3 protein-coding genes are annotated in these 26,156 nt (G+C 70.4%); all 3 read left to right on the forward strand.

What is annotated here, in order from left to right; translation table 11 throughout:
* Positions 1-81 precede the first annotated feature (81 nt).
* Genes ACLJTM_RS17655 through ACLJTM_RS17665 form a run of 3 tightly spaced genes read left to right on the forward strand, consistent with a single transcriptional unit; the run spans position 82 to position 26,152 of the window.
* Positions 82-23,916: an SDR family NAD(P)-dependent oxidoreductase gene (locus tag ACLJTM_RS17655; protein WP_411104557.1), complete on the forward strand. Its 23,835-nt coding sequence runs from the start codon at positions 82-84 to the stop codon at positions 23,914-23,916.
* Positions 23,913-25,433, forward strand: coding sequence for a cytochrome P450 (locus ACLJTM_RS17660; RefSeq protein WP_411104558.1), 1,521 nt, complete (start codon positions 23,913-23,915; stop codon positions 25,431-25,433). Before ACLJTM_RS17655 ends, ACLJTM_RS17660 begins: the two co-directional genes overlap by 4 nt.
* A complete protein-coding gene (locus ACLJTM_RS17665; protein WP_411104559.1) occupies positions 25,430-26,152 on the forward strand; it encodes an SGNH/GDSL hydrolase family protein in 723 nt (240 codons plus the stop codon). The genes ACLJTM_RS17660 and ACLJTM_RS17665 overlap by 4 nt, the downstream gene beginning before the upstream one ends.
* Positions 26,153-26,156: the final 4 nt, after the last annotated feature.

A 26,156-nucleotide genomic window follows, 5' to 3' on the forward strand; every position in this document is an offset into this window, starting at 1 on the left:
TCCACCACGCCCTGCACGCAACCACGTTGAGAAGTAGAGAACACGGCCGCGGAAACGCGTCCGAACGGGGGAACGAAGGCGATGTCCGCCAACCAGAACGAGCTCGTTGAAGCACTCCGCAAGTCGCTGAAGGAGGCCGAACGCCTCCGGCAGCAGAACCGCCGACTCCTGGCCCAGGCCTCGGAACCCCTGGCGATCGTGGGCATGAGCTGCCGCTACGCGGGCGGGGCCACCTCGCCGGAAGCACTGTGGCAGCTGGTGGCGGAAGGCCGGGACGGCATCGTCGGCCTGCCCACCGACCGCGGTTGGGACGTGGAACGCCTTTACCACCCCGACCCCGACCAGGTCGGCAAGGTCTACGCCAGCGGCGGCGGCTTCCTCGACCGCGTCGGCGACTTCGACGCCGGCTTCTTCGGGATCAGCCCCCGCGAAGCCCTGGCGATGGACCCCATCCAGCGGCTGCTGCTGGAGGCCTCCTGGGAGGCCCTGGAGGACGCCGGACTCGATCCGGCCGCGCTGCGGGGCAGCGACACCGGCGTCTTCGCCGGCGCCGTCATGTCCGACTACGGAAGCTCCGACCAGCCCGAGCTCGAAGGCTTCCGACTGGCCGGCACCGCGTCGAGCGTGATCTCCGGCCGCGTCGCCTACAGCTTCGGCTTCGAAGGCCCGGCCGTCACCGTGGACACGGCCTGCTCCTCCTCCCTCGTCGCCATGCACATGGCCGCACAGGCACTGCGGGCCGGTGAGTGCTCGCTGGCACTCGTCGGCGGCGTCACCGTGCTGGCCGGCCCTTTCCTGCTCCAGGAGTTCAGCCGCCAGCGCGGCCTGGCGGAAGACGGCCGCTGCAAGCCTTACGCCGCGGCCGCCGATGGCACCGGCTTCTCCGACGGCGTCGGCTTGGTCGTCCTGGAGCGCCTGTCGGAGGCCCGCCGCAACGGCCACCGGGTACTGGCCGTCATCCGGGGCAGCGCCATCAACCAGGACGGCGCCAGCAACGGCCTCACGGCTCCCAACGGCCCCGCCCAGGAACGGGTCATCCGCCAGGCCCTCGCCAACGCGGGGTTGTCGCCTGCGGATGTGGATGCGGTGGAGGGCCATGGCACGGGTACGCGGTTGGGTGATCCGATCGAGGCGCAGGCGTTGCTGGCGACGTATGGCCAGGAGCGGGTGAATGGTCCGCTGCGGTTGGGTTCGATCAAGTCGAATATCGGTCATACCTCGGCTGCTGCGGGTGTGGCGGGTGTGATCAAGATGGTGAAGGCGATGCAGCACGGTGTGCTGCCGCAGACCCTGAACGTGGACGCACCCTCGCCGCACATCGACTGGACCACGGGCGCCGTCGAGCTCCTGACCGAAGCCACGGAATGGCCCGCCACCGGGGATCGGCCGCGCCGTGCAGGTGTGTCCTCCTTCGGCATCAGCGGCACGAACGCCCACCTGATTCTGGAGGAGGCGCCGGCCGAGCAGCCGGCGGCCGCCTCTGTCGAGGGGTCGCGCGTGCGTCCGCCGGTGGTGCCGGTGGTCGTGTCGGGCAAGAGCGGTGAGGCGCTGGCTGCGCAGGCGGGGCGCTTGCGCGGGCATCTGTTGGCCCGGCCGGAGTTGGACGTACTGGATGTGGCGTACTCGGCAGTGACGTCGCGGGCGCAGTTCGAGCAGCGTGCCGCTGTGATTGCCGCCGATCGGGACGGTCTCCTGGCCGGGCTGCAAGCTCTGGCGGAGCAGCCGAATGCCGCGGGTCTGGTTCCGGGTAAGACCGGGTTCCTGTTCACGGGGCAGGGTGCGCAGCGTGCGGGGATGGGTGCGGGTTTGGCTGCCGCGTATCCGGTGTTTGCTGCGGCGTTGGATGAGGTGTGTGCGCGGCTGGACGGCCTGTTGGGTCGGTCGTTGAAGGAGCTGTTGTTTGCGGGCGAGGGCTCGCCGGAGGCGGCGCTGTTGAACCGGACGGAGTTCACGCAGCCTGCGTTGTTCGCCGTCGAGGTGGCTCTGTTCCGGTTGCTGGAGTCCCTTGGGGTCACGCCGGATGTGCTGGTGGGGCATTCGGTGGGCGAGCTGGCGTGTGCGCATGTGGCGGGGGTGCTGTCCCTGGAGGATGCCTGCACGCTGGTTGCTGCGCGTGGTCGGCTGATGGGTGCGCTGCCTGCGGGCGGTGGCATGGTGGCCGTCCAGGCGACCGAGGCGGAGATCGCCGAGTCGCTGGTCGGCTTTGAGGGGCGCCTGTCGATCGCTGCCGTGAACGGTCCCTCGGCGGTGGTGGTCTCCGGCGCTCTGGAGGCCATAGCGGAATGGCTTCCGGTCTGGCAGGAGTCGGGTCGTAAGACGTCGCGGTTGAAGGTCAGCCATGCGTTCCATTCGCCGCTGATGGAGCCGATGCTGGATGAGTTCCGTGCGGTTGCGGAGGGGCTGACCTTCCACCGGCCTCGGCTGGCCGTCGTATCGAATCTGACCGGTGGCCTGGTGTCGGAGGAGCTGACGGACCCGGGCTACTGGGTGTCGCATGTACGTGAGGCCGTCCGTTTTGCGGATGGGATTCGCACGCTTGCTGACGAAGGTGTGACGCGTTTCGTTGAGGTGGGCCCGGATGCGGTGCTCACCGCCCTGGCCCAGCAGATCCTGGACGTTGAGGGTGGTGCGGTGTTCGCCCCGGTACTCCGTGCGCGCACGTCCGAGGCGGAGGCGTTCGCCGCCTTCCTCGGGCAGGTGCATGGGGCCGGCCTGCCGGTGGACTGGGCTGCGTACTACGCGGGTACTGGCGCGCAGCGCGTCGAGCTGCCGACGTACGCCTTCCAGCGCGAGCGGTACTGGCTGGCGCCGGGTACCGGTTCCGGGGATCCGGCAGCTGCCGGGCTCGGGCGAATCGATCACCCCGTACTCGCCGCCGGTGTCCGGGTCGGGGACAGGGACGAGTGGCTGATCACCGGCTGCCTGTCGACGGAGTCCCAGCCATGGACGGCCGAACACGTCCTTCTCGGCAACATCGTCGTACCGGGTACCTCGCACATCGAGTTGGCTCTGACCGCGGGACGTCAGGCGGGCACTCCCGTGGTCGAGGAGCTGGTGCTCGAAGCGCCGCTGATCCTGCAGGAGAACCAGCCGGTCCGGATTCAGGTCACCGTCGGCGAAGCCGACGAGGAGGGCCGCCGTTCCGTCGCGATCTACTCCCGCCCCGAGGGCGACAACGACGGCGACGCGACGCACGAGGCGATCTGCCACGCCCGAGGTGTACTCGCCCCCGAGAGCCAGCCCGCTGCGCCATGGCCCGCCGAATGGCCGCCGCGCGACGCGGAGGAGGTGGCGGTGGACGACGCGTACGCCCGCCTCTCCGAGATCGGCTACGACTACGGCCCCCTCTTCCAGGGCCTGCGCGCCCTGTGGCGCGACGGCAGCGATGTGTACGCCGAGGTGGAACTGCCCGACGAGGCGGCCGCCGCGGGCTACGGCATCCACCCGGCCCTGTTCGATGCCGCCCTGCAGAGTGGCGCCGCCGTGCTGCTCCTCGGCGGGGAGAGCGGCGAACGCAAGATGCCGTTCAGCTGGTCCGGCGCCCGGCTTTCGACCCGCGGAGCCACCCGGCTGCGCGTGCGGGCCGTCGCCACCGGTGATTCCGCGCTGCGTCTCGATGCCGTGGACGAGCACGGGGCCGAGGTCGTCTCGGTCCACTCGATCGCGGTGCGCCCCGTCGCGGAAGCGCAGCTGGCGGGACGGCAGCGAGGCGTGCAGGACGCGCTCTTCCGTGTCGACTGGGCGGACGTCCGAACGGACGGACACGCCAACGTCCCCACGGATGGACCGAGGGACGGACACACGGAATCAGCCGGTGTGGAAGTCCTCGGCCGTGCCGACGGATACGCGGACCTGGCCGCGCTCCGGTCCGCCGTCGCGGACGGGGCGACGGCCCCCGACCTCGTCGTCGCCGTGATCGAGGGCGCCGAAGGTCCGGTGGCCACGGCTGCGCACGCGGTCACGGGACGCGCCCTGAAGCTGGTGCAGGACTGGCTGGCACAGAGCGAACTCCCCACCACCCGACTCATGGTGGCCACCCGACGCGCGATCGCCGTAGGCGGCGAAGCACCGGACCTTGCCATCGCCCCCGTGTGGGGTCTGGTGCGCAGCGCGCAGTCCGAGCATCCCGGACGTTTCCTGCTGGTCGACTTCGACGCGGACGAGCCCCAGTGGTCCGACCTGGCCGCCGCGGACGAACCGCAGATCGCCGTGCGGGGCGGTCGTCTGCTCGCACCGCGACTGAGCCGTCCCGAGGCCACACCGAACCGTGCCGTCCTCGGCGACGGTCCGGTGCTGGTCACGGGCGGTACCGGCGGCCTCGGCGCCCTGGTGGCACGGCACCTCGTCCACACCCACCGCACGAGCAGTCTGCTGCTGGTGAGCCGCCGGGGCATCGCGGCCGACGGCGCCGCGGAACTGGTCGCCGAACTGGAAGCCGCCGGAGCCCGGGTGCAGGTCGAAGCCTGTGACGTCGCCGACCGGGACCAGCTGGCCGGCGTGATCGGCTCGTTGGATCGGCCGTTGACGGCGGTGGTGCATGCGGCCGGTGTGCTGGATGACGGTGTGGTGGAGTCGTTGACGTCGGAGCAGGTGGAGCGGGTGCTGCGTCCGAAGCTCGACGCGGCGGTGCACTTGCACGAGTTGACGGCCGGCATGGAGTTGTCGGCGTTCGTGCTGTTCTCGTCCGTCGCAGCACTCGTGGGCAGCTCCGGCCAAGCCAACTACGCCGCGGCCAACGCCTTCCTCGACGCACTCGCCGCCAGTCGGCAGACCGACGGCCTGCCGGCGACCTCACTGGCCTGGGGTCTGTGGGCGAACGCCACCGGCATGACCGGCGCCCTGGACGAAGCCGAACTCGCCCGCCTGGCACGGCAGGGCGTGGAAGCACTCCCCGTCGCGCTCGGCTTGGAGTTGTTCGATCGGGCTGTGGGTCTGGGTGAGGCGTTGGTTGCGCCGGTGTTGTTGGATGCGGGTGCGTTGCGGGTGCAGGCGCGGGCGGGGTTGCTTCCGGCGTTGTTCCGTGGGTTGGTGCGGGTTCCTGCGCGTCGGGTGGGTGCGGGTGGTTCGTTGGCGCGGCAGCTGGCCGATGTTGCGGTGGCGGATCGTGTGCGCGTGGTGGTGGATCTGGTGCGGGCGCAGGTGGCTGCGGTGCTGGGTCATGCGTCGGGTGCGGCGGTGGATGCGGATCGTGCGTTCAAGGAGTTGGGGTTTGATTCGCTGGGTGCGGTGGAGTTGCGTAACCGGTTGACGCAGGTCAGTGGGGTGCGGTTGCCGTCCACGCTGGTTTTCGACCATCCGACGTCTGCGGCGGTGGCGCGTTTGCTGCTGAGTGAGGTGGGTGGCGTCGAGTCGGCTGCGGTGGTTCCGGTGCGTGCGCAGCGTAGGCGGCCGGTGGTGGATGAGCCGTTGGCGATCGTGGGGATGGCGTGCCGGTATCCGGGTGGTGTGGGTTCGCCTGAGGAGTTGTGGGAGTTGGTGGCGGAGGGCCGGGACGCGATCTCGGGCCATCCGGCCGACCGAGGCTGGGACCTGGAACGCCTCTACCACCCCGACCCGGAACACACCGGGACCGTGTACACGCGCGGCGGCGGCTTCCTCGACAACCCGGGCGACTTCGACGCCGGTTTCTTCGGGATCAGTCCGCGCGAGGCCCTGGCCAGCGACCCCCAGCAGCGTCTGCTGCTGGAGGCGGCATGGGAGGCCCTTGAGGACGCCGGGATGGACCCGACGACCCTCCACGGCTCGGACACCGGCGTATTCACAGGCGTCGTCACCTCCGACTACGGTGCGTCGACACCGCCGGAGCTGGAAGGATTCCGACTGACGGGCTCGACCACCAGCGTGGTCTCCGGCCGGATCGCCTACTCCCTCGGCCTGGAAGGCCCCGCGGTTTCCGTGGACACCGCCTGCTCCTCCTCCCTCGTCGCCCTGCACTTGGCCTCGCAGGCCCTGCGGTCCGGCGAGTGCTCGCTGGCACTCGTCGGCGGCGTCACCGTGCTGGCCGGCCCTTTCCTGCTCCAGGAGTTCAGCCGCCAGCGCGGGCTGGCGGAGGACGGCCGCTGCAAGTCGTACGCGGCCTCCGCCGACGGCACCGGCTTCTCCGACGGCGTCGGCCTGCTCGTCGTCGAACGCCTCTCGGATGCCCAGCGCAACGGCCACCGGGTCCTGGGCCTGGTGCGTGGCAGTGCGGTCAACCAGGACGGCGCGAGCAACGGCCTGACTTCGCCGAACGGCCCGGCGCAGGAGCGGGTCATCCGCCAGGCCCTCGCCAACGCGGGGCTGTCGCCTGCGGATGTGGACGCGGTCGAGGGCCATGGCACGGGTACGCGGTTGGGTGATCCGATCGAGGCGCAGGCGTTGCTGGCGACGTATGGCCAGGAGCGGGTGAATGGTCCGCTGCGGTTGGGTTCGATCAAGTCGAATATCGGTCATACCTCGGCTGCTGCGGGTGTGGCGGGTGTGATCAAGATGGTGAAGGCGATGCAGCACGGTGTGCTGCCGCAGACCCTCAATGTGGATGCGCCGTCGCCGCACATCGACTGGACCTCTGGAGAGGTCGAACTGCTCACCGAAGCCACGCAATGGCCTGCCACGGCGGGCCGGCCGCGCCGCGCGGGCGTGTCCTCCTTCGGCGTCAGCGGCACCAACGCGCACGTGATCATCGAAGCGGCGCCGGAGCTGCCGGTGGCCGCTGAGCCGGTGTCCGTACAGCGTCCGCCGGTGCTGCCGGTGGTCGTGTCGGGTAAGAGCGGTGAGGCGCTGGCTGCGCAGGCGGGGCGGCTGCGGGCGCATCTGCTGGGGCGGCCGGAGCTGGATGTGCTGGATGTGGCGTACTCGGCGGTGACGTCGAGGACGCAGTTCGAGCAGCGTGCCGCTGTCACCGCTGTGGACCGCGACAGCCTGCTGGCCGGGCTGCAAGCTCTGGCGGAGCAGCAGACCGGTGTGGGTCTGGTTCCGGGGAAGACCGGGTTCCTCCTCACGGGGCAGGGTGCGCAGCGTGCGGGGATGGGTGCGGGTCTTGCCGCCGCGTATCCGGTGTTCGCTGCGGCGCTGGATGAGGTCTGTGCGCAGCTGGACGGCCTGCTGGGTCGATCGCTGCAAGAGCTGCTGTTCGCGGTTGAAGGCTCGCCGGAGGCGGCGCTGTTGAACCGGACGGAGTTCACGCAACCTGCGTTGTTCGCCGTCGAAGTGGCTCTGTTCCGGTTGCTGGAGTCCCTCGGGATTCAGGCGGATGTGCTGGTCGGGCATTCGGTGGGCGAGCTGGCCTGCGCGCACGTGGCGGGAGTGCTGTCCCTGGAGGACGCCTGCACGCTGGTTGCTGCGCGCGGTCGGCTGATGGGTGCGCTGCCTGCGGGCGGTGGCATGGTCGCCGTCCAGGCGACGGAGGCGGAAGTCACTGCCTCGCTCACCGGCTTCGACGGCCGACTGTCGACCGCTGCCGTGAACGGTCCGTCGGCGGTGGTGGTCTCCGGTGCTCTGGAGGCCATAGCGGAGTGGCTTCCGGTCTGGCAGGAGTCGGGTCGTAAGACGTCGCGGTTGAAGGTCAGTCATGCGTTCCATTCGCCGCTGATGGAGCCGATGCTGGATGAGTTCCGTGCGGTTGCGGAGGGGCTGACCTTCCACCGGCCTCGGCTGGCCGTCGTATCGAATGTGACCGGCGGGCTGGTGTCGGCTGAGCTGACGGACCCGGGCTACTGGGTGTCTCACGTACGTGAGGCCGTCCGTTTCGCGGATGGGATTCGCACGCTCGCTGACGAAGGCGTGACCCGGTTCGTCGAGGTCGGCCCGGATGCGGTGCTCACCGCCCTGGCCCAGCAGACCCTCGACAGTGATGCCGACGGCGATGCGGTGTTCGCCCCGGTGCTCCGTGCACGCACGTCCGAGGCGGAGGCGTTCGCCGCCTTCCTCGGCCAGGTGCATGGGGCCGGCCTGCCGGTGGACTGGGCCGCGTACTACGCGGGTACTGGCGCGCAGCGCGTCGAGCTGCCGACGTACGCCTTCCAGCGCGAGCGGTACTGGCTGGCGCCGGGTACCGCTTCCGGGGATCCGGCAGCTGCCGGGCTCGGGCGAATCGATCACCCCGTACTCGCCGCCGGTGTCCGGGTCGGGGACCGGGACGAGTGGCTGTTCACCGGCCGCCTCTCCCAGGACACCGCGCCGTGGACCCAGGACCACGGCGTCCTGGGCCTGGTCGTCGTGCCCGGCACCACCCTCGTGGAACTGGCCGGTGCGGCCGGACGAGAAACAGGCAGCGCGCTGCTGGACGAGCTGGTGCTCGAAGCGCCGCTGATCCTCGACGCGGACACGGCTGTGCGCATCCAGGTGACCGTGGGGGAACCGGACGAGCACGGACGCCGTCCGGTGGCGATGTACTCACAGCCCGAAGCCGGTCAGCGCGAGGCGACCTGCCACGCGCGGGGTCTCCTTGCGCAGGACGAGGCTTCGGCGGCCCCGCCGTGGCTGCCCACGGCATGGCCGCCCGTCGCGGCCGAACCGATGGCCGTGGACGTGCTCTACGCGCGGCTGGCTGACATCGGCTTCGACTACGGCCCGGTCTTCCAGGGACTGCAGGCCGCCTGGCGCCTCGGCGACGAGGTCTTCGCCGAGGTGGCCCTGCCCGACGATGACGTGGAGAAGGCCAAGGGCTTCGGGATCCACCCGGCGCTGTTCGACGCCTCCCTGCACGGCGGGCTCGACTGGCTCGACCTGGGGGACGGGTCGGCACGACTGCCGTTCTCCTGGTCCGGTGTCCGGTTCGGTCAGTGCGGCCAGGCCCGGGTCCGGGTGCGGATCGGCTCGGGCGGTACCTCTTCGCTGCGCGTGGACATCGCCTCGGAGCAGGGGGAACACGTCCTCAGCGTCACCCAGTTGGCCTTCCGTACGGTGGAGCAGTCGCAGTTGCGCCAGACACGGCGGGAGCACGGCGACGCGCTGTTCCGCTTGGACTGGACCGAGGTCACGGGTGAGACCGGGGCAGGTGCCGGTACGCCCCGCACGGCCGGCCTCGATGAGGTACTGGAACGGGTGCCGGCCGAAGGCGAGCCCGTCCCGGACCTGGTCATCGCACGGCTCACCGACTCCGAACAGGACGGAGTGGCGGCGGCCCGGGCCATGACCGGGAGCACGCTCCAGCTCCTCCAGCGGTGGCTCACCGACGACCGCTTCGCCGGTGCCCGCCTCGCCGTGGTGACGCAGAACGCCGTCGCCGTCGGGGAGCAAGCGCCTGACCTGGCACAGGCCCCGGTGTGGGGTCTGGTGCGCAGCGCACAGTCCGAGCACCCGGGCCGGTTCGTCCTGGTCGACATCGACGGCGACATCGACGGCGACAGCGACAGCGACGGTTTGCCCGACTGGGGTGCGGTCCTCGCAACGGACGAGCCGCAGCTGGCCGTCCGTGCCGGGCGGATGTACGCGCCGCGCCTGGCCAAGACGGGACAGGCCGCTGCGGAACCGCTGCGGCTGGACCCGGACGGCACGGTCCTGATCACGGGCGGTACGGGCGGCCTGGGCGCATCGTTCGCCGGGCACTTCGTCCGGGAGTACGGGGCCAGGCACCTGCTGCTGCTCAGCCGCCGCGGCAGGGCCGCCGAAGGCGTCACGGAGCTCGTTGCCGGGCTTGAGCAGGCCGGTGCCCACGTACGGGTGGAGGCGTGCGACGTAGCGGACCGCGCCGAGCTCGACACACTGCTGAGCTCGTTGGAGCGGCCGTTGACGGCGGTGGTGCATGCGGCGGGTGTGCTGGATGACGGTGTGGTGGAGTCGTTGACGTCGGAGCAGGTGGAGCGGGTGCTGCGTCCGAAGCTCGACGCGGCGGTGCATCTGCACGAGTTGACGGCGGGCATGCAGCTGTCGGCGTTCGTGCTGTTCTCGTCCGTCGCGGCACTCGTCGGCAGTCCCGGTCAGGCCAACTACGCGGCAGCCAACGCCTTCCTCGACGCACTGGCCGCCGTCCGCCGGGCGGAAGGCCTGCCGGCGACCTCACTGGCCTGGGGTCTGTGGGCGAACGCCGGCGGCATGGCCGGCGACCTGGACGAGAGCGACATCGCGCGGCTGGAGCGCATGGGCACCGCAGCCCTGAGCACCGACCTCGGCTTGGAGTTGTTCGATCGGGCTGTGGGTCTGGGTGAGGCATTGGTTGCGCCGGTGTTGTTGGATGCGGGTGCGTTGCGGGTGCAGGCGCGGGCGGGGTTGCTTCCGGCGTTGTTCCGTGGGTTGGTGCGGGTTCCTGCGCGTCGTGTGGGTGCGGGTGGTTCGTTGGCGCGGCAGTTGGCTGATGTTGCGGTGGCGGATCGTGAGCGTGTGGTGGTGGATCTGGTACGGGCGCAGGTGGCTGCAGTGCTGGGCCATGCGTCGGGTGCGGCGGTGGATGCGGATCGTGCGTTCAAGGAGTTGGGGTTCGATTCGCTGGGTGCGGTGGAGTTGCGTAACCGGTTGACGCAGGTCAGTGGGGTGCGGTTGCCGTCCACGCTGGTTTTCGACCATCCGACGTCTGCGGCGGTGGCGCGTCTGCTGCTGAGTGAGGTGGGTGGCGTCGAGTCGGCTGCGGTGGTTCCGGTGCGTGCGCAGCGTAGGCGGCCGGTGGCGGATGAGCCGTTGGCGATCGTGGGTATGGCGTGCCGGTATCCGGGTGGTGTGGGTTCGCCCGAGGAGTTGTGGGAGTTGGTGGCGGAGGGCCGGGACGCGATCTCGGGCCTGCCGGCCGACCGAGGCTGGGACCTGGAACGCCTCTACCACCCCGACCCCGACCGGCTCGGCACGATCTATGCGCGCGGCGGCGGCTTCGTCCACAACGCCACCGACTTCGACGCGGGCTTCTTCGGAATCAGCCCCCGTGAAGCGGTGGCCATGGACCCGCAGCAGCGCCTGCTGCTGGAGGCGGCCTGGGAGGCCCTGGAGGACGCGGGACTCGACCCGGCCGCGCTGCGCGGCAGCGACACCGGCGTCTTCGCCGGCGTGGGCCCCTCCGACTACGCGGCGACGCCCGCCGGGTCCCTGCCCGAACTCGAAGGCTTCCGCCTGACGGGCGGTACGACCAGCGTCGTCTCCGGCCGGGTCGCCTACAGCCTCGGCCTGGAAGGCCCCGCGGTGTCCGTGGACACCGCCTGCTCCTCCTCCCTCGTCGCGATGCACCTGGCCTCGCAGGCCCTGCGCTCCGGGGAGTGCTCATTGGCGCTCGTCGGCGGCGTCACCGTACTGGCAGGCCCGACCCTGCTGATGGAGTTCAGCCGACAGCGCGGGCTGGCGGAGGACGGCCGCTGCAAGTCGTACGCGGCCTCCGCGGACGGCACCGGCTTCTCCGACGGCCTCGGCCTGATCGTTCTGGAGCGCCTGTCGGACGCCCAGCGCAACGGACACCGCATCCTGGGCGTGGTCCGGGGCAGCGCGGTCAACCAGGACGGCGCGAGCAACGGCCTCACGGCCCCCAACGGCCCCGCGCAGGAGCGCGTCATCCGCCAGGCCCTGCAGAACGCCGGCCTGAGCCCCTCCGACGTGGATGCGGTCGACGGTCACGGAACCGGCACCCGCCTTGGCGACCCGATCGAGGCGCAGGCGTTGCTGGCGACGTACGGCCAGGAGCGGGTGAACGGTCCGCTGCGGTTGGGTTCGATCAAGTCGAATATCGGTCATACCTCGGCTGCTGCGGGTGTGGCGGGTGTGATCAAGATGGTGAAGGCGATGCAGCACGGTGTGCTGCCGCAGACCCTGAACGTGGACGCCCCCTCGCCGCACATCGACTGGACCTCTGGAGAGGTCGAACTGCTCACCGAAGCCACGGAATGGCCTGCGAACGCCGACCGGCCGCGCCGTGCCGGCGTGTCCTCGTTCGGTGTGAGCGGGACGAACGCCCACCTGATTCTGGAGGAGGCGCCGGCCGAGCAGTCGGTGGCCGCCTCCGGTGAGGGGTCGCGCGTGCGGCCGCCGGTGGTGCCGGTGGTCGTTTCCGGTAAGAGCGGTGAAGCACTGGCTGCGCAGGCGGAGCGGCTGCGGGCGCGTCTGCTGGCGCGGCCGGAGTTGGACGTGCTGGATGTGGCGTACTCGGCGGTGACGTCGCGGGCGCAGTTCGAGCGGCGTGCCGCTGTGGTTGCCGCCGATCGGGATGGTCTGCTGGCCGGGTTGCAAGCTCTGGCGGAGCAGCCTGCCGGTGTGGGTCTGGTTCCGGGGAAGACCGGGTTCCTGTTCACGGGGCAGGGCGCGCAGCGTGCCGGGATGGGTGCGGGTTTGGCTGCCGCGTATCCGGTGTTCGCCGCGGCGCTGGATGAGGTCTGTGCGCAGCTGGACGGCTTGCTGGGTCGATCGCTGCAAGAGCTGCTGTTCGCGGTTGAAGGGTCGCCGGAGGCGGCGCTGTTGAACCGGACGGAGTTCACGCAGCCTGCGTTGTTCGCGGTCGAGGTGGCTCTGTTCCGGTTGCTGGAGTCCCTCGGTATTCAGGCGGATGTGCTGGTCGGGCATTCGGTGGGCGAGCTGGCGTGTGCGCATGTGGCGGGGGTGCTGTCCCTGGAGGATGCCTGCACGCTGGTTGCTGCGCGCGGTCGGTTGATGGGTGCGCTGCCTGCGGGTGGCGGAATGGTGGCCGTCCAGGCGACCGAGGCGGAGATCGCCGAGTCGCTGGTCGGCTTTGAGGGGCGCCTATCGATCGCTGCCGTGAACGGTCCCTCGGCGGTGGTGGTCTCCGGTGCTCTGGAGGCCATAGCGGAATGGCTTCCGGTCTGGCAGGAGTCGGGTCGTAAGACGTCACGGTTGAAGGTCAGCCACGCGTTCCATTCGCCGCTGATGGAGCCGATGCTGGATGAGTTCCGTGCGGTTGCGGAGGGCCTGACCTTCCACCGGCCTCGCCTGGCCGTAGTGTCGAATGTGACCGGCGGCCTGGTGTCGGAGGAGCTGACGGACCCGGGCTACTGGGTGTCTCACGTACGTGAGGCTGTCCGTTTCGCCGATGGGATTCGCACGCTCGCTGACGAAGGTGTGACGCGTTTCGTCGAGGTGGGCCCGGATGCGGTGCTCACCGCACTGGCCCAGCAGACCCTCGACAGTGATGCCGACGGCGGTTCGGTGTTCGCCCCGGTGCTTCGTGCGCGCACGTCCGAGGCGGAGGCGTTCGCCGCCTTCCTCGGCCAGGTACATGGGGCAGGCCTGCCGGTGGACTGGGCCGCGTACTACGCCGGTACCGGCGCGCGACGCGTCGAGCTGCCGACGTACGCCTTCCAGCGCGAGCGGTACTGGGTGGCGCCCGGAATGGGAGCCGGCGACCCGGCCGCAGCCGGGCTCGGGCGGATCGACCACCCCATCCTGAGCGCTGCGGTGCCTGTCGGTGACCAGGACGCATGGCTCTACACCGGTCGGCTCTCCCAGGACACCGCACCGTGGGTCCGGGATCACGTGGTGATGGGTTGGGTGATCGTCCCCGGTACGGCGCTGATCGAACTCGCCGGCACCGCCGGACGGCACGCAGGCAGCCCGGTGGTCGAGGAGCTCGTGCTCGAAGCACCGATGATCCTGGATGAGAACGCCTCGGTGCACGTCCAGGTCAAGGTCGGCGAACCCGATGAACACGGCCGCCGCGACGTTGCGCTGTACTCACGACCCGAAGGCGAGGGTGTCGCCGCGGACCAGGCGACGTGCCACGCGCGCGGCACACTCACCTCGGCGGACGACGCCGTCACGGACTGGCCCGCACAGTGGCCTCCGGCGGGCGCGGAACCCGTCGCCGTGGACACCCTCTACCCCCGGTTCACCGACTTGGGCTTCGACTACGGACCGGCCTTCCAGGGCGTACGGGCCGCATGGCGTGACGAGGAACTCGTCTACACCGAAGTCACCCTCCCCGACGAGTACGTCGAGGTCGGCAGTAGCTTCGGTATCCACCCGGCCCTTTTCGACGCATCCCTGCACGGCGGCATCGATGGCCTGACGACCGATGACACGTCGGGTACGAAGCTGCCGTTCTCCTGGTCCGGCGTCCGCTTCGGGCAGAGCGCTTCGGCGCGCGTCCGGGTCCGCATCGCTCCGGCCGGTGAATCCGCGCTGCGGCTCGACATCGCACGCGAAGACGGCGCTCCGGTAGTGAGCGTGGCCAGGCTGGCCTTCCGCCCCGTCGACCCGTCGCAGCTCCAGAGCGCGAAGCAGGACTCCAGCGCCTTGTACCGGTTGGACTGGACTCCGGTTTCGGGTGTGGTGGGTGGTTCTGTTCGGGTGGCGGTGTTGGGTGGGTGCCCGGTGCCGGGGGAGCGTTTTGCGGATGTGGGGGCGTTGGAGGGGGCTGTGGCTGGGGGTGCGCCTGTGCCTGAGGTTGTTGTCGTTGGCATCGAGTCGCCGTCGGAGTCCGAGACGGTGTCGGGTGTGCATGCGGTGGTGGCGGGGACGTTGGCGTTGCTTCAGCGGTGGCTTGCCAGTGAGGTGCTGGGTGGGGCGCGGTTGGTGGTGGTGACGCGGTCTGCGGTTGCTGCTGGTGTGGTGGGTGAGCAGGCGCTTGATGTGGTGCAGGCGCCGGTGTGGGGTCTGGTGCGCACGGCGCAGTCGGAGAATCCGGGCCGGTTCACGCTGGTGGACCTCGACGCGGACGCGGGCGTGGGTATCGACGAGGGCGGTATCGGCGGTGTCGGTGAAGGGCGGCCGGATTGGGCTGCGGTGGTGGCTCTGGACGAGCCGCAGATCGCGGTGCGTGCCGGCGCCCTGCTCGTACCCCGTCTCGGTCGGGCCACGGTGCAGCCCCCGATGGGTCGTGCATGGCGGTTGGGCATCACCGAGAAGGGTTCGCTGGACGGGCTGACGATCCTGCCCTCCGATGCCGAGCGGCCCCTCGGGCCGGAGGAAGTGCGGATCGGGATTCGGGCTGCGGGTCTGAACTTCCGCGATGTGTTGATTGCGCTGGGGACGTACCCGGGTGAGGCGCCGTTGGGCAGTGAGGCGGCTGGTGTCGTCCTGGAGGTCGGCGCCGGGGTGACCGGTCTCGCGGTCGGGCAGCGGGTGATGGGTCTGCTGATGGATCCGTTCGGTCCGGTGGGGGTCACTGATCACCGCATGGTGGTGCCGATGCCGGAGGGGTGGTCGTTCACGGAGGCGGCGGCGATGCCGCTGGTGTTCTTGACGGCCTACTACGCGCTGACGGACCTGGGTGGAGTGCGCTCCGGTGAGCGGCTGCTGGTGCATGCGGCGGCCGGCGGGGTGGGGATGGCTGCGGTGCAGCTCGCCCGGCACTGGGGTCTTGAGGTGTATGCGACGGCCAGTCCGGCCAAGCAGGACGCGGTACGCGCCTCCGGGGTGCTGAGCGAGCGCATCGGGTCCTCGCGTGACCTGTCGTTCCGCGAGAGGTTCCTGGAGGAGACCGGGGGAGCCGGTGTCGATGTCGTCTTGAACGCCTTGGCCGGTGAGTTCGTTGACGCCTCCCTGGACTTGTTGCCGCAGGGTGGTCGGTTCTTGGAGATGGGCAAGGCCGATGTTCGTGATGCGGAGGTCATTGCCGGGTCGCGTTCCGGGGTCCGTTACGTTGCCTTTGATCTTCTGGAGGCGGGGCCGGAGCGGATTCAGCAGATGCTGCGGGATCTGGTCGGGTTGTTCGAGGTGGGTGCTCTGCGGCATTCGCCGATCCGGAGTTGGGATGTGCGTCGTGGTGTGGAGGCGTTCCGGTTCCTGCGTGAGGGTCGCAACGTGGGCAAGGTGGTGCTGACGGTCCCGGCGCCGCTGGATCCGCAGGGCACGGTCCTGATCACGGGTGGTACGGGAGGCCTCGGCGCCTCCTTCGCCGAGCACTTCGTCCGGGAGTACGGGGCCAGGCACCTGCTGCTGCTCAGCCGCCGGGGTGCCACTGCCGAAGGCGCCGGCGAGCTTGTCTCCTCCCTGCAGGCATTGGGAGCGCACGTCCGGGTCGAAGCGTGCGATGCCGCCGACCGAGCTGAACTCAGCGCAGTCATCAGCTCGTTGGAGCGGCCGTTGACGGCGGTGGTGCATGCGGCGGGTGTGTTGGATGACGGTGTGGTGGCGTCGTTGACGGCGGGGCAGGTGGAGCGGGTGCTGCGTCCGAAGGTGGACGCGGCGGTGCATCTGCACGAGTTGACGGCGGGTATGGAGCTGTCGGCGTTCGTGTTGTTCTCGTCGGTGTCGGCGTTGATCGGTGGTCCGGGTCAGGGCAACTATGCGGCGGCGAATGCGTTCTTGGATGCTTTGGCTGCGCGTCGTCGGGCGGAGGGTTTGGCGGCGGTGTCGTTGGCGTGGGGTTTGTGGGCGACGGCTGGTGGTATGGCCGGTGGCCTGGGTGAGGCGGAGGTCGCCCGGTTGGAGCGGATGGGGACGCGGGCGTTGCCGACCGGGTTGGGTCTGGAGTTGTTCGACCTGGCGCGGCAGGTGGATGAGGCTGTGCTGGTGCCGGTGTTGCTGGATGAGGGTGCGTTGCGGGTGCAGGCGCGGGCGGGTGTGTTGCCGGCGTTGTTCCGTGGTCTGGTGCGGGCTCAGGTCCGGCAGTCGGGCGCGGGTGCGGGTGGTGGTTCGTTGGTGCAGCGGCTGAGCGGTGTTGCTGAGGGTGAGCGGGAGGCTGTGGTTCGGGAGTTGGTGGTGGCTCAGGTGGCGGCTGTGCTGGGTCATGCGTCGGCTTCGGCGGTGGATGCGGAGCGGGCGTTTCGTGAGCTGGGGATCGATTCGCTGGGTGCGGTGGAGTTGCGCAACCGGTTGACGCAGGTCACCGGGTTGCGGCTGCCGACCACGCTGGTCTTCGACCATCCGACCCCGGCGGCCATCACCCGCCTCCTCCTCCACGAGATCGGCGAGGCAGAGCCGGCGGCGGCGCCGTTGCGTGCACAGCGCAAGCGGCCGAAGGCGGACGAGCCGCTGGCGATCGTGGGCATGGCCTGCCGGTACCCGGGTGGTGTGAACTCACCGGAGCAGCTGTGGCAGCTGGTGGCGGAGGGCCGGGACGCGATTTCGGGCCTGCCGGCCGACCGCGGCTGGGACCTTGAGCGCCTGTCCGACCCGGACCCCGAGCAGCCGGGCGCTCTGACCACGCACGGTGGCGGTTTCCTCGACGCCGTCGCCGATTTCGACGCCGGATTCTTCGGAGTGAGCCCGCGTGAGGCCCTGGCCATGGACCCCCAGCAGCGCATGCTGCTGGAAGCATCCTGGGAGGCACTGGAGGACGCGGGATTCGACCCGGCGTCGCTGCGCGGCAGTGACACCGGCGTCTTCTGCGGTGTCGTCTCCAGCGACTACGGCATCGCCTCCACGCCGCGTGAACTGGAAGGCTTCCGCCTGACCGGAACGACCACGAGCGTGGTGTCCGGCCGGGTCGCCTACAGCCTCGGCCTGGAAGGCCCCGCGGTGTCCGTGGACACGGCCTGCTCCTCCTCCCTCGTCGCGATGCACCTCGCGTCGCAGGCGCTGCGGTCCGGTGAGTGCTCGCTGGCGCTGGTGGGTGGCGTGACCGTGATGTCCAGCCCCTTCCTCCTGCAGGAGTTCAGTCGGCAGCGCGGGCTGGCGCAGGACGGCCGCTGCAAGTCGTACGCGGCCTCCGCCGACGGCACCGGCTTCTCCGACGGGCTCGGTCTGCTGGTCGTCGAACGCCTCTCGGACGCCCAGCGCAACGGGCACCGCATCCTGGGCGTCATCCGCGGCAGCGCCGTCAACCAGGACGGCGCGAGCAACGGGCTCACGTCCCCGAACGGGCCTTCGCAGGAGCGGGTGATCCGCCAGGCCCTGGAGAACGCCGGTGTGGACGCGGCTGATGTGGATGCAGTGGAGGGCCACGGGACGGGCACCCGCCTGGGCGACCCGATCGAAGCCCAGGCCCTGCTGGCAACGTACGGCCAGGACCGGGTGAACGGGCCGCTGCGGCTCGGGTCGATCAAGTCGAACATCGGCCACGCATCAGCAGCCGCCGGTGTGGCCGGTGTGATCAAGATGGTGAAGGCGATGCAGCACGGCGTGCTGCCGCAGACCCTGAACGTGGACGCGCCCTCGCCGCACATCGACTGGACCTCCGGAGAGGTCGAACTGCTCACCGAAGCCACGCAATGGCCCACCACGGCCGGCAGGCCGCGCCGAGCCGGCGTGTCCTCGTTCGGCATCAGCGGCACCAACGCGCACGTGATCCTCGAAGCGGCGCCGGAGCTGCCGGTGGCCGCCGAGCCGGTGTCCGTACAGCGTCCGCCGGTGCTGCCGGTGGTCGTCTCGGGCAAGAGCGGTGCGGCGCTGGCCGCGCAGGCGGAGCGGCTGCGGTCGCACTTGCTGGCGCGCCCGGACCTGGACGTGCTGGACGTGGCGTACTCGGCGGTGGTGTCGCGGGCCCGGTTCGACCGGCGTGCTGCGGTTGTGGCTGCCGATCGGCAGGCCCTGCTGGCAGGGCTGCAATCCGTCGCGGAACAGCCGACCGGCGCGGGTCTGGTTCCCGGGAAGACGGGATTCCTGTTCACCGGGCAGGGTGCGCAGCGTGCAGGGATGGGTGCCGGTTTGGCTGCGGCCTACCCGGTGTTCGCTGAAGCGCTGGACGAGGTGTGTGCCGAGCTGGACGGGCTGCTGGGTCGGTCGCTGAAGGAGATCCTGTTCGCGGCCGAAGGGTCCCCGGAGGCAACGCTCCTCGACCGTACGGAGTACACACAGCCGGCCCTTTTCGCCGTCGAAGTGGCTCTCCACCGCCTGCTGGAATCCTTCGGGGTGAGGCCGGACGTACTGGTCGGACACTCGGTCGGTGAACTGGCCTGCGCGCACGTGGCAGGAGTGCTGTCACTGCACGACGCGTGCACACTGATCGCCGCACGCGGCCGGCTGATGGGGGCCCTGCCCGCCGGCGGTGGCATGGTCGCCGTCCAGGCGACCGAAGCCGAGACCACGGAGTCGCTCGTCGGCTTCGAGGGCCGTCTGTCGATCGCGGCTGTCAACGGCCCGGCAGCCGTCGTCGTCTCGGGAGCGGCGGAAGCCCTTGAGGAGTGGCTGCCCGTCTGGCGGGACACGGGTCGCAAGACGACACGCCTGCGTGTCAGTCATGCGTTCCATTCGCCGTTGATGGAGCCGATGCTGGATGAGTTCCGTGCCGTTGCGGAGGGGCTGACCTTCCACCGGCCTCGGCTGGCCGTCGTATCGAATGTGACCGGCGGGCTGGTGTCGGAGGAGCTGACGGATCCGGGTTACTGGGTGTCTCATGTGCGGGAGGCCGTCCGTTTCGCGGATGGGATTCGCACGCTCGCTGCCGAAGGTGTGACGCGTTTCGTCGAGGTCGGCCCGGATGCGGTGCTGACCGCCCTCGCCCAGCAGACCCTCGACAGCGATGCCGATGCCGACGCCGATGCCAACGGCGGTGCGGTGTTCGCCCCGGTGCTCCGTGCGCGCACGTCCGAGGCGGAGGCCTTCGCTGCCTTCCTCGGCCAGGTGCATGTGGCGGGCCTGCCGGTGGACTGGGAGGCGTTCTACGCCGGCTCCGGCGCGCGTCGCGTCGAGCTGCCGACGTACGCCTTCCAGCGGGAGCGGTACTGGCTGGCGCCGGGCACCGGTGTCGGGGATCCGGCCGCTGCCGGGCTCGGGCGGATCGACCACCCCATCCTGAGCGCCGCGGTGCCGGTCGGGGACCGCGACGAGTGGGTGTTCACCGGCCTCCTGTCCCAGGACGCCGCGCCGTGGGTACGGGACCATGCGGTCTACGGCACGGTCGTCCTCCCCGGCACCGCCTTGGTCGAACTCGCCCTGAATGCGGGCGGCCTGACCGGCTGCCCGGTCCTGGATGAGCTGGTGCTCCAGGCGCCGCTGACCCTGCCCGCGCAGGGGGCGCGCCAGGTCCAGGTGACCGTGGGGGCGCAGGACGCGGACGGCCGGCGGGAGGTCGCGGTGTACTCCCGGCCCGATGAGGCCGGGGAGACCGCCACCTGCCATGCGCGGGGCTGGCTGACGTCCCGGGCCCAGCCTTCGACGCCCTTCCCCGCTACCTGGCCGCCGACTGCGGCGGTGCCCCTCGCAATCGACGGGCTCTACGTACGCCTCGCCGAGGCCGGATACGAGTACGGGCCGGTGTTTCAGGGGCTCCGGGCGGCCTGGCGCGCGGACGGTGACCTGTTCGTGGAGGTGGCGCTGCCCGAGGGCGCCGAAGCTGCGGGCTTCGGTGTGCATCCGGCCCTGTTCGACGCGGTGTTGCACGGCGGGCTGCTGGAGCGGGATCCGAGCGCCGCAGTGGATCTGCCGTTCTCCTGGTCGGGAGTGCAGCTGGGTCGCGGTGCGGGGTCGCGGGTGAGAGCCCGTATCAGTGGTTCCGGTGAGTCGGCGATGCGCATCGAAGTGGTCGACGAGCACGGGATGCCGGTCGTCTCGGTGGATGCACTGACGGTGCGGCCGGTGGACCAGGCCCAACTCACGGGCCCGCAGAACGAATCGCAGAACGCCTTGTACCGGTTGGACTGGACTCCGGTTTCGGGTGTGGTGGGTGGTTCTGTTCGGGTGGCGGTGTTGGGTGGGTGCCCGGTGCCGGGGGAGCGTTTTGCGGATGTGGGGGCGTTGGAGGGGGCTGTGGCTGGGGGTGCGCCTGTGCCTGAGGTTGTTGTCGTTGGCATCGAGTCGCCGTCGGAGTCCGAGACGGTGTCGGGTGTGCATGCGGTGGTGGCGGGGACGTTGGCGTTGCTTCAGCGGTGGCTTGCCAGTGAGGTGCTGGGTGGGGCGCGGTTGGTGGTGGTGACGCGGTCTGCGGTTGCTGCTGGTGTGGTGGGTGAGCAGGCGCTTGATGTGGTGCAGGCGCCGGTGTGGGGTCTGGTGCGCACGGCGCAGTCGGAGAATCCGGGCCGGTTTACGCTGGTGGACCTCGACGCGGACGCGGGCGTGGGTATCGACGAGGGCGGTATCGGCGGGGTTGGTGAAGGGCGGCCGGATTGGGCTGCGGTGGTGGCTCTGGACGAGCCGCAGATCGCGGTGCGTGCCGGCGCCCTGCTCGTACCCCGTCTGGGAAGGACGACCGTCCAGCCCGCGGGCCGTGCGTGGCGGCTGGGCATCAAGCAGAAGGGCTCGCTGGACGGGCTGGCGATCGTGCCGTCCGACAGCGACCGTCCGCTCGCCGCCCATGAGATACGCGTCGGAATACGGGCTGCGGGTCTGAACTTCCGCGATGTGTTGATTGCGCTGGGCACGTATCCGGGTGAGGCGCCACTGGGCAGTGAGGCGGCTGGTGTCGTCCTGGAGGTCGGCGCCGGGGTGACCGGTCTCGCGGTCGGGCAGCGGGTGATGGGTCTGCTGATGGATCCGTTCGGTCCGGTGGGGGTCACTGATCACCGCATGGTGGTGCCTATGCCGGAGGGGTGGTCGTTCACGGAGGCGGCGGCGATGCCGCTGGTGTTCTTGACGGCCTACTACGCGCTGACGGACCTGGGTGGAGTGCGCTCCGGTGAGCGGCTGCTGGTGCATGCGGCGGCCGGTGGCGTGGGCATGGCTGCGGTGCAGCTCGCCCGGCACTGGGGTCTTGAGGTGTATGCGACGGCCAGCCCGGCCAAGCAGGACGCGGTACGCGCCTCCGGGGTCCCGGACGGCCGGATCGCCTCCTCCCGTGACCTGGCCTTCCGAGAGGCGTTCCTCGCCGCGACCGACGGTGCCGGGGTCGATGTGGTCCTGAGCGCCCTGGCCGGTGAGTTCACCGATGCTTCCCTGGACTTGTTGCCGCAGGGCGGTCGGTTCTTGGAGATGGGCAAGGCCGATGTTCGTGATGCGGAGGTCATTGCCGGGTTGCGTTCCGGGGTCCGTTACGTTGCTTTTGATCTTCTGGAGGCGGGGCCGGAGCGGATTCAGCAGATGCTGCGGGATCTGGTCGGGTTGTTCGAGGTGGGTGCTCTGCGGCATTCACCGATCCGGAGTTGGGATGTGCGCCGTGGTGTGGAGGCGTTCCGGTTCCTGCGCGAGGGCCGCAACGTGGGCAAGGTGGTGCTGACGGTCCCGGCGCCGCTGGATCCGCAGGGCACGGTCCTGATCACGGGCGGTACGGGAGGCCTCGGCGCCTCCTTCGCCGGCCACTTCGTCCGGGAGTACGGGGCGAAGCACCTGCTGCTGCTCAGCCGCCGGGGCAGCGAGGCAGAAGGCGTCGCGGACCTCGTCTCTGAACTCGAAGCGGCCGGTGCACACGTTCGGGTCGAAGCGTGCGATGCCGCCGACCGAGCTGAACTCAGCGCGGTCATCAACTCGTTGGAGCGGCCGTTGACGGCGGTGGTGCATGCGGCGGGTGTGTTGGATGACGGTGTGGTGGCGTCGTTGACGGCGGGGCAGGTGGAGCGGGTGCTGCGTCCGAAGGTGGACGCGGCGGTGCATCTGCACGAGTTGACGGCGGGTATGGAGCTGTCGGCGTTCGTGTTGTTCTCGTCGGTGTCGGCGTTGATCGGTGGTCCGGGTCAGGGCAACTATGCGGCGGCGAATGCGTTCTTGGATGCTTTGGCTGCGCGTCGTCGGGCGGAGGGTTTGGCGGCGGTGTCGTTGGCGTGGGGTTTGTGGGCGACGGCTGGTGGTATGGCCGGTGGCCTGGGTGAGGCGGAGATCGCCCGGTTGGAGCGGATGGGGACGCGGGCGTTGCCGACCGGGTTGGGTCTGGAGTTGTTCGACCTGGCGCGGCAGGTGGATGAGGCTCTGCTGGTGCCGGTGTTGCTGGATGAGGGTGCGTTGCGGGTGCAGGCGCGGGCGGGTGTGTTGCCGGCGTTGTTCCGTGGTCTGGTGCGGGCTCAGGTCCGGCAGTCGGGTGCGGGTGCGGGCGGTGGTTCGTTGGTGCAGCGGCTGAGCGGTGTTGCCGGGGGTGAGCAGGAGGCTGTGCTCCGGGAGTTGGTGGTGGCTCAGGTGGCGGCTGTGCTGGGTCATGCGTCGGCTTCGGCGGTGGATGCGGAGCGGGCGTTTCGTGAGCTGGGGATCGATTCGCTGGGTGCGGTGGAGTTGCGCAACCGGTTGACGCAGGTCACCGGGTTGCGCCTGCCGACCACGCTGGTCTTCGACCATCCGACCCCGGCGGCCATCACCCGCCTCCTCCTCCACCAGATCGACGAGGCGTTGCAGACCGCATCCGCTGCGTCGGCGTCCGTGCCCGCAACCACGGTCGCGGGCACGGACGCGGGCACGGACACCGGCACACCCGCCGGCGCGCACGCCGCCACGCACGGCAGCACGCCGGGGAGCGGCACGCTCGGCGCGCTCCTGCGCCACGCACACGCCGCCGGGTCCATCGCCGAAGCCGTCCCGCTACTGACCGGAGCGGCTCGGTTCCGGCCGACGTTCACCTCGGCCGCCGAACTGGCCGGCGACGAGTATGCCGTGCAGCTGGCCTCGGGCGGCGGACGTACGAAGGTGGTCTGCGTGCCGTCCTTCGTGGTGGGGTCGAGCCCGCACCAGTTCATGCGGTTCGCCGACGGCTTCGCCGGTGAACGCGACGTGTATGCGTGCTCGTTGCCCGGATACCGGGACACCGAGCCGGCCCCCGGGTCCTGGGACGCGGCCATCGAGGTCCTCGCGGACTCGATCGCCCGGGCGGTCGGCGAGGCACCGTTCGTCCTGGTCGGCTACTCCACGGGCGGAGTCCTCGCGCACTCCCTCGCCGCCCGGTTCGAGCAGCGCGGTGTGCAGCCGGTCGGCGTCGTCCTGATCGACACGCCCATGCCGGGCGCCGGGGAGGAGACGAACCGCGTCTTCAGCTCGGTGATGACCGAGATCCTCGGCCGTGAAGCCCTGGCCGGAGCCGTCACCGACACGGACTGGCTGACCATGGGCGCGTACATGCGGCTGCTGGCCGAACACACCCCCGCCCCGATCGGCGCCCGCAGCCTGATGATCCGCGCCGACGTGCCTCTGGACGCGGACACGTGGCCGTCCTGGAAGGTCGCCGACACCGAGGTGAAGATCGCCGCGGACCATTTCGCCCTCATCGAGGCGGAGGCCGCCGAGACCACTGCGGCCACCCGGCGCTGGCTGGAGGAACTGGACCCGGAGCAGAGCCGATGAACACGAACAGCAACAGCAACACGAACAGCAACAGCAACACCGACACGTACCCGACCCCCACCCCGAAGGCCCGAGAAGGGAAAGATATGAGCAACTCCGAGGCGGCCCGGCCCGACCGCTGCCCCGTCGACCACGGCGGCGCCGCGCCCCGTACCGTCATCCCCGCCACCGCACTGCCGGGGTCGAAGAAGCATGCGGTCGTCCAGCTGTTCAACTACTGGACCAACCCGCAGGCGTTCATCGAAGGCTGCCGCAAGGAGTACGGTCCGCGGTTCCAGCTCAGCATCCGGCTGCCTCCCCGGCCCGTGTACGTCCTGACCACCCCGGACGACGTCAAGGCCATGTTCACCGCCCCCGCCGACGTGCTGCACACCGGCAACGGCTCGGCCACCATCGAGAAGTACACCGGCCAGTCCGGCCTCGCCTGGCTCGACGAGGACGCCCACAAGGCCCGCCGCAAGGCCATGATGCCCAGCTACCACGGCGGGGCCCTGGAGCGGATCGCGGAGGCCATCACCGAGACGGTCAGGACGGACGTGGCGACCTGGCCGCGGAACAGGCCCGTCCAACTGCACGCGCACATCCACAGCTTCACGATGAACGTGATCCGCGAGGTGATCTACGGTGCGAAGGGGCCGACGCGCTGGAACGAACTGCACCGCCTCCTCCTGGAGATGATGGAGTTCAACAACGGCCCGGTCTCCCCGATGCTGCTGCACAAGATGCCGCCGCGGATGGTCAAGGTGCTGCGGGCGATCCGGCCGCTGGGCCTGGAACGCTTCCTCACCCTGCGCGACCGCGTCGACGCCCTCGTCTACGAGAGCATCGAGGAGCACCGCGCCGCCGGCCACCGCGGGGACGACCTGCTCTCCGAGCTGCTGGAGATGACCCATCCGGACGGGACGCCGCTCACGGACAGCGAGATCCGCGACGAGATGTCCACGATCTTCCTGGCCGGTACGGAGACGACCGCGGCCGCCATAGCCTGGGCGTTCGTGTACCTGGCCCGCGACCGGGAGGTCACCGGCCGGATCCGCGAGGAGATGGCCACCGGCGAGGACACGTACCTCACGGCCGTGGTCAACGAGGTGCTGCGGCTGCGCCCCTCGATCCCGAACATCATCGTCCGCGAGGTCAAGAAGCCCATCGAGATCGGCGGCGTCCGCTACGAGGTGGGCCAGCACCTGTGGGCGAGCGCCTTCCTGCTCAACCGGGACCCGGACCTGTACGAGGACCCGGACGTGTTCCGGCCCGAGCGGTTCCTCGGAGTCAAGCCCGGCACCTACTCGTGGATCCCCTTCGGCGGCGGCCGGATCCGCTGCCTCGGCGACCGGATCGCCCTGCTGGAGATGAAGGCCGTGATCCGCGAAGTGCTCGGCCAGTGCGACCTGCACGTGTCCGACGCCGCGCCCGAACGGGCCCGCAGCCGCATCGTGGTGAACGTGCCCTCGGACTTCGCCCGCATGGAGCTGCGCAGCCGCGTCACCGCCCCCCAGACGCAGGAGGCCGGCCGGTGAACGCCCTGCTGCTGCCCGTCATCGCCGTCCAGGGCCTGTGGGTGCGGGCCACCACCGAAGTGCTGCCGCCTGCCGCTGGCCCGCACACCGGGACGGTCGGGGCCGAAAAGGCCGGCACGCCGATGCGGATCGCCGTCCTGGGGGAGTCGACGGCCGCGGGCTGCGGAGTCGACTCCCACGACGAGGGCTTCCCCGGCAGCCTCGCCCGCGCGCTGTCCGCGCAGCACGGATGCCCCGTCACCTGGGAGGTCGTCGGTCAGTACGGTGCCACCGGACGCCGTGTCCGCCACCGGCTGCTCCCGCAGCTCGGCGACCACTTCGACCTGGCCGTGCTGCTTGCGGGCTCCAACGACGTCCTCAGCCGGCGCACGGCCGAGGAATGGGCGGACGACCTCGCGGCGATCGTCGACGACCTGGCCGAGCGGGCCACGTCCGTCGTGGTGGTGGGCACCCCGCCGTTCGGCGAGTTCCCCTCGCTGCCCAAGGCGCTCGCACGCTACTGCGCCGGACGCTCGGCCGTCATCGACGGCGCGTCCGAGCAGGTCTGCGCCGAGCGGCCACGGGCGACCTACATGAACTCGACCGACCTCATGGACATCACCCCGGACTTCTTCGCGCGGGACGGCTTCCACCCCTCGGCGCACGGCTACCGCCAGTGGGCCGAAGCCGTCGCCGCCCACCTGGACGCCGACCAGAGCTCCGGCCGGCACCAGCGGTGACCCG

The sequence above is a fragment of the Streptomyces sp. cmx-4-9 genome, from assembly GCF_046548835.1.
In the GTDB taxonomy this organism is placed as follows: domain Bacteria; phylum Actinomycetota; class Actinomycetes; order Streptomycetales; family Streptomycetaceae; genus Streptomyces.

Bases quoted from the DNA above. Each gene is read 5' to 3' on its own strand.
- ACLJTM_RS17660 (WP_411104558.1), top strand. From the start codon at position 23,913: ATGAACACGAACAGCAACAGCAACACGAACAGCAACAGCAACACCGAC.
- ACLJTM_RS17655 (WP_411104557.1), top strand. From the start codon at position 82: ATGTCCGCCAACCAGAACGAGCTCGTTGAAGCACTCCGCAAGTCGCTG.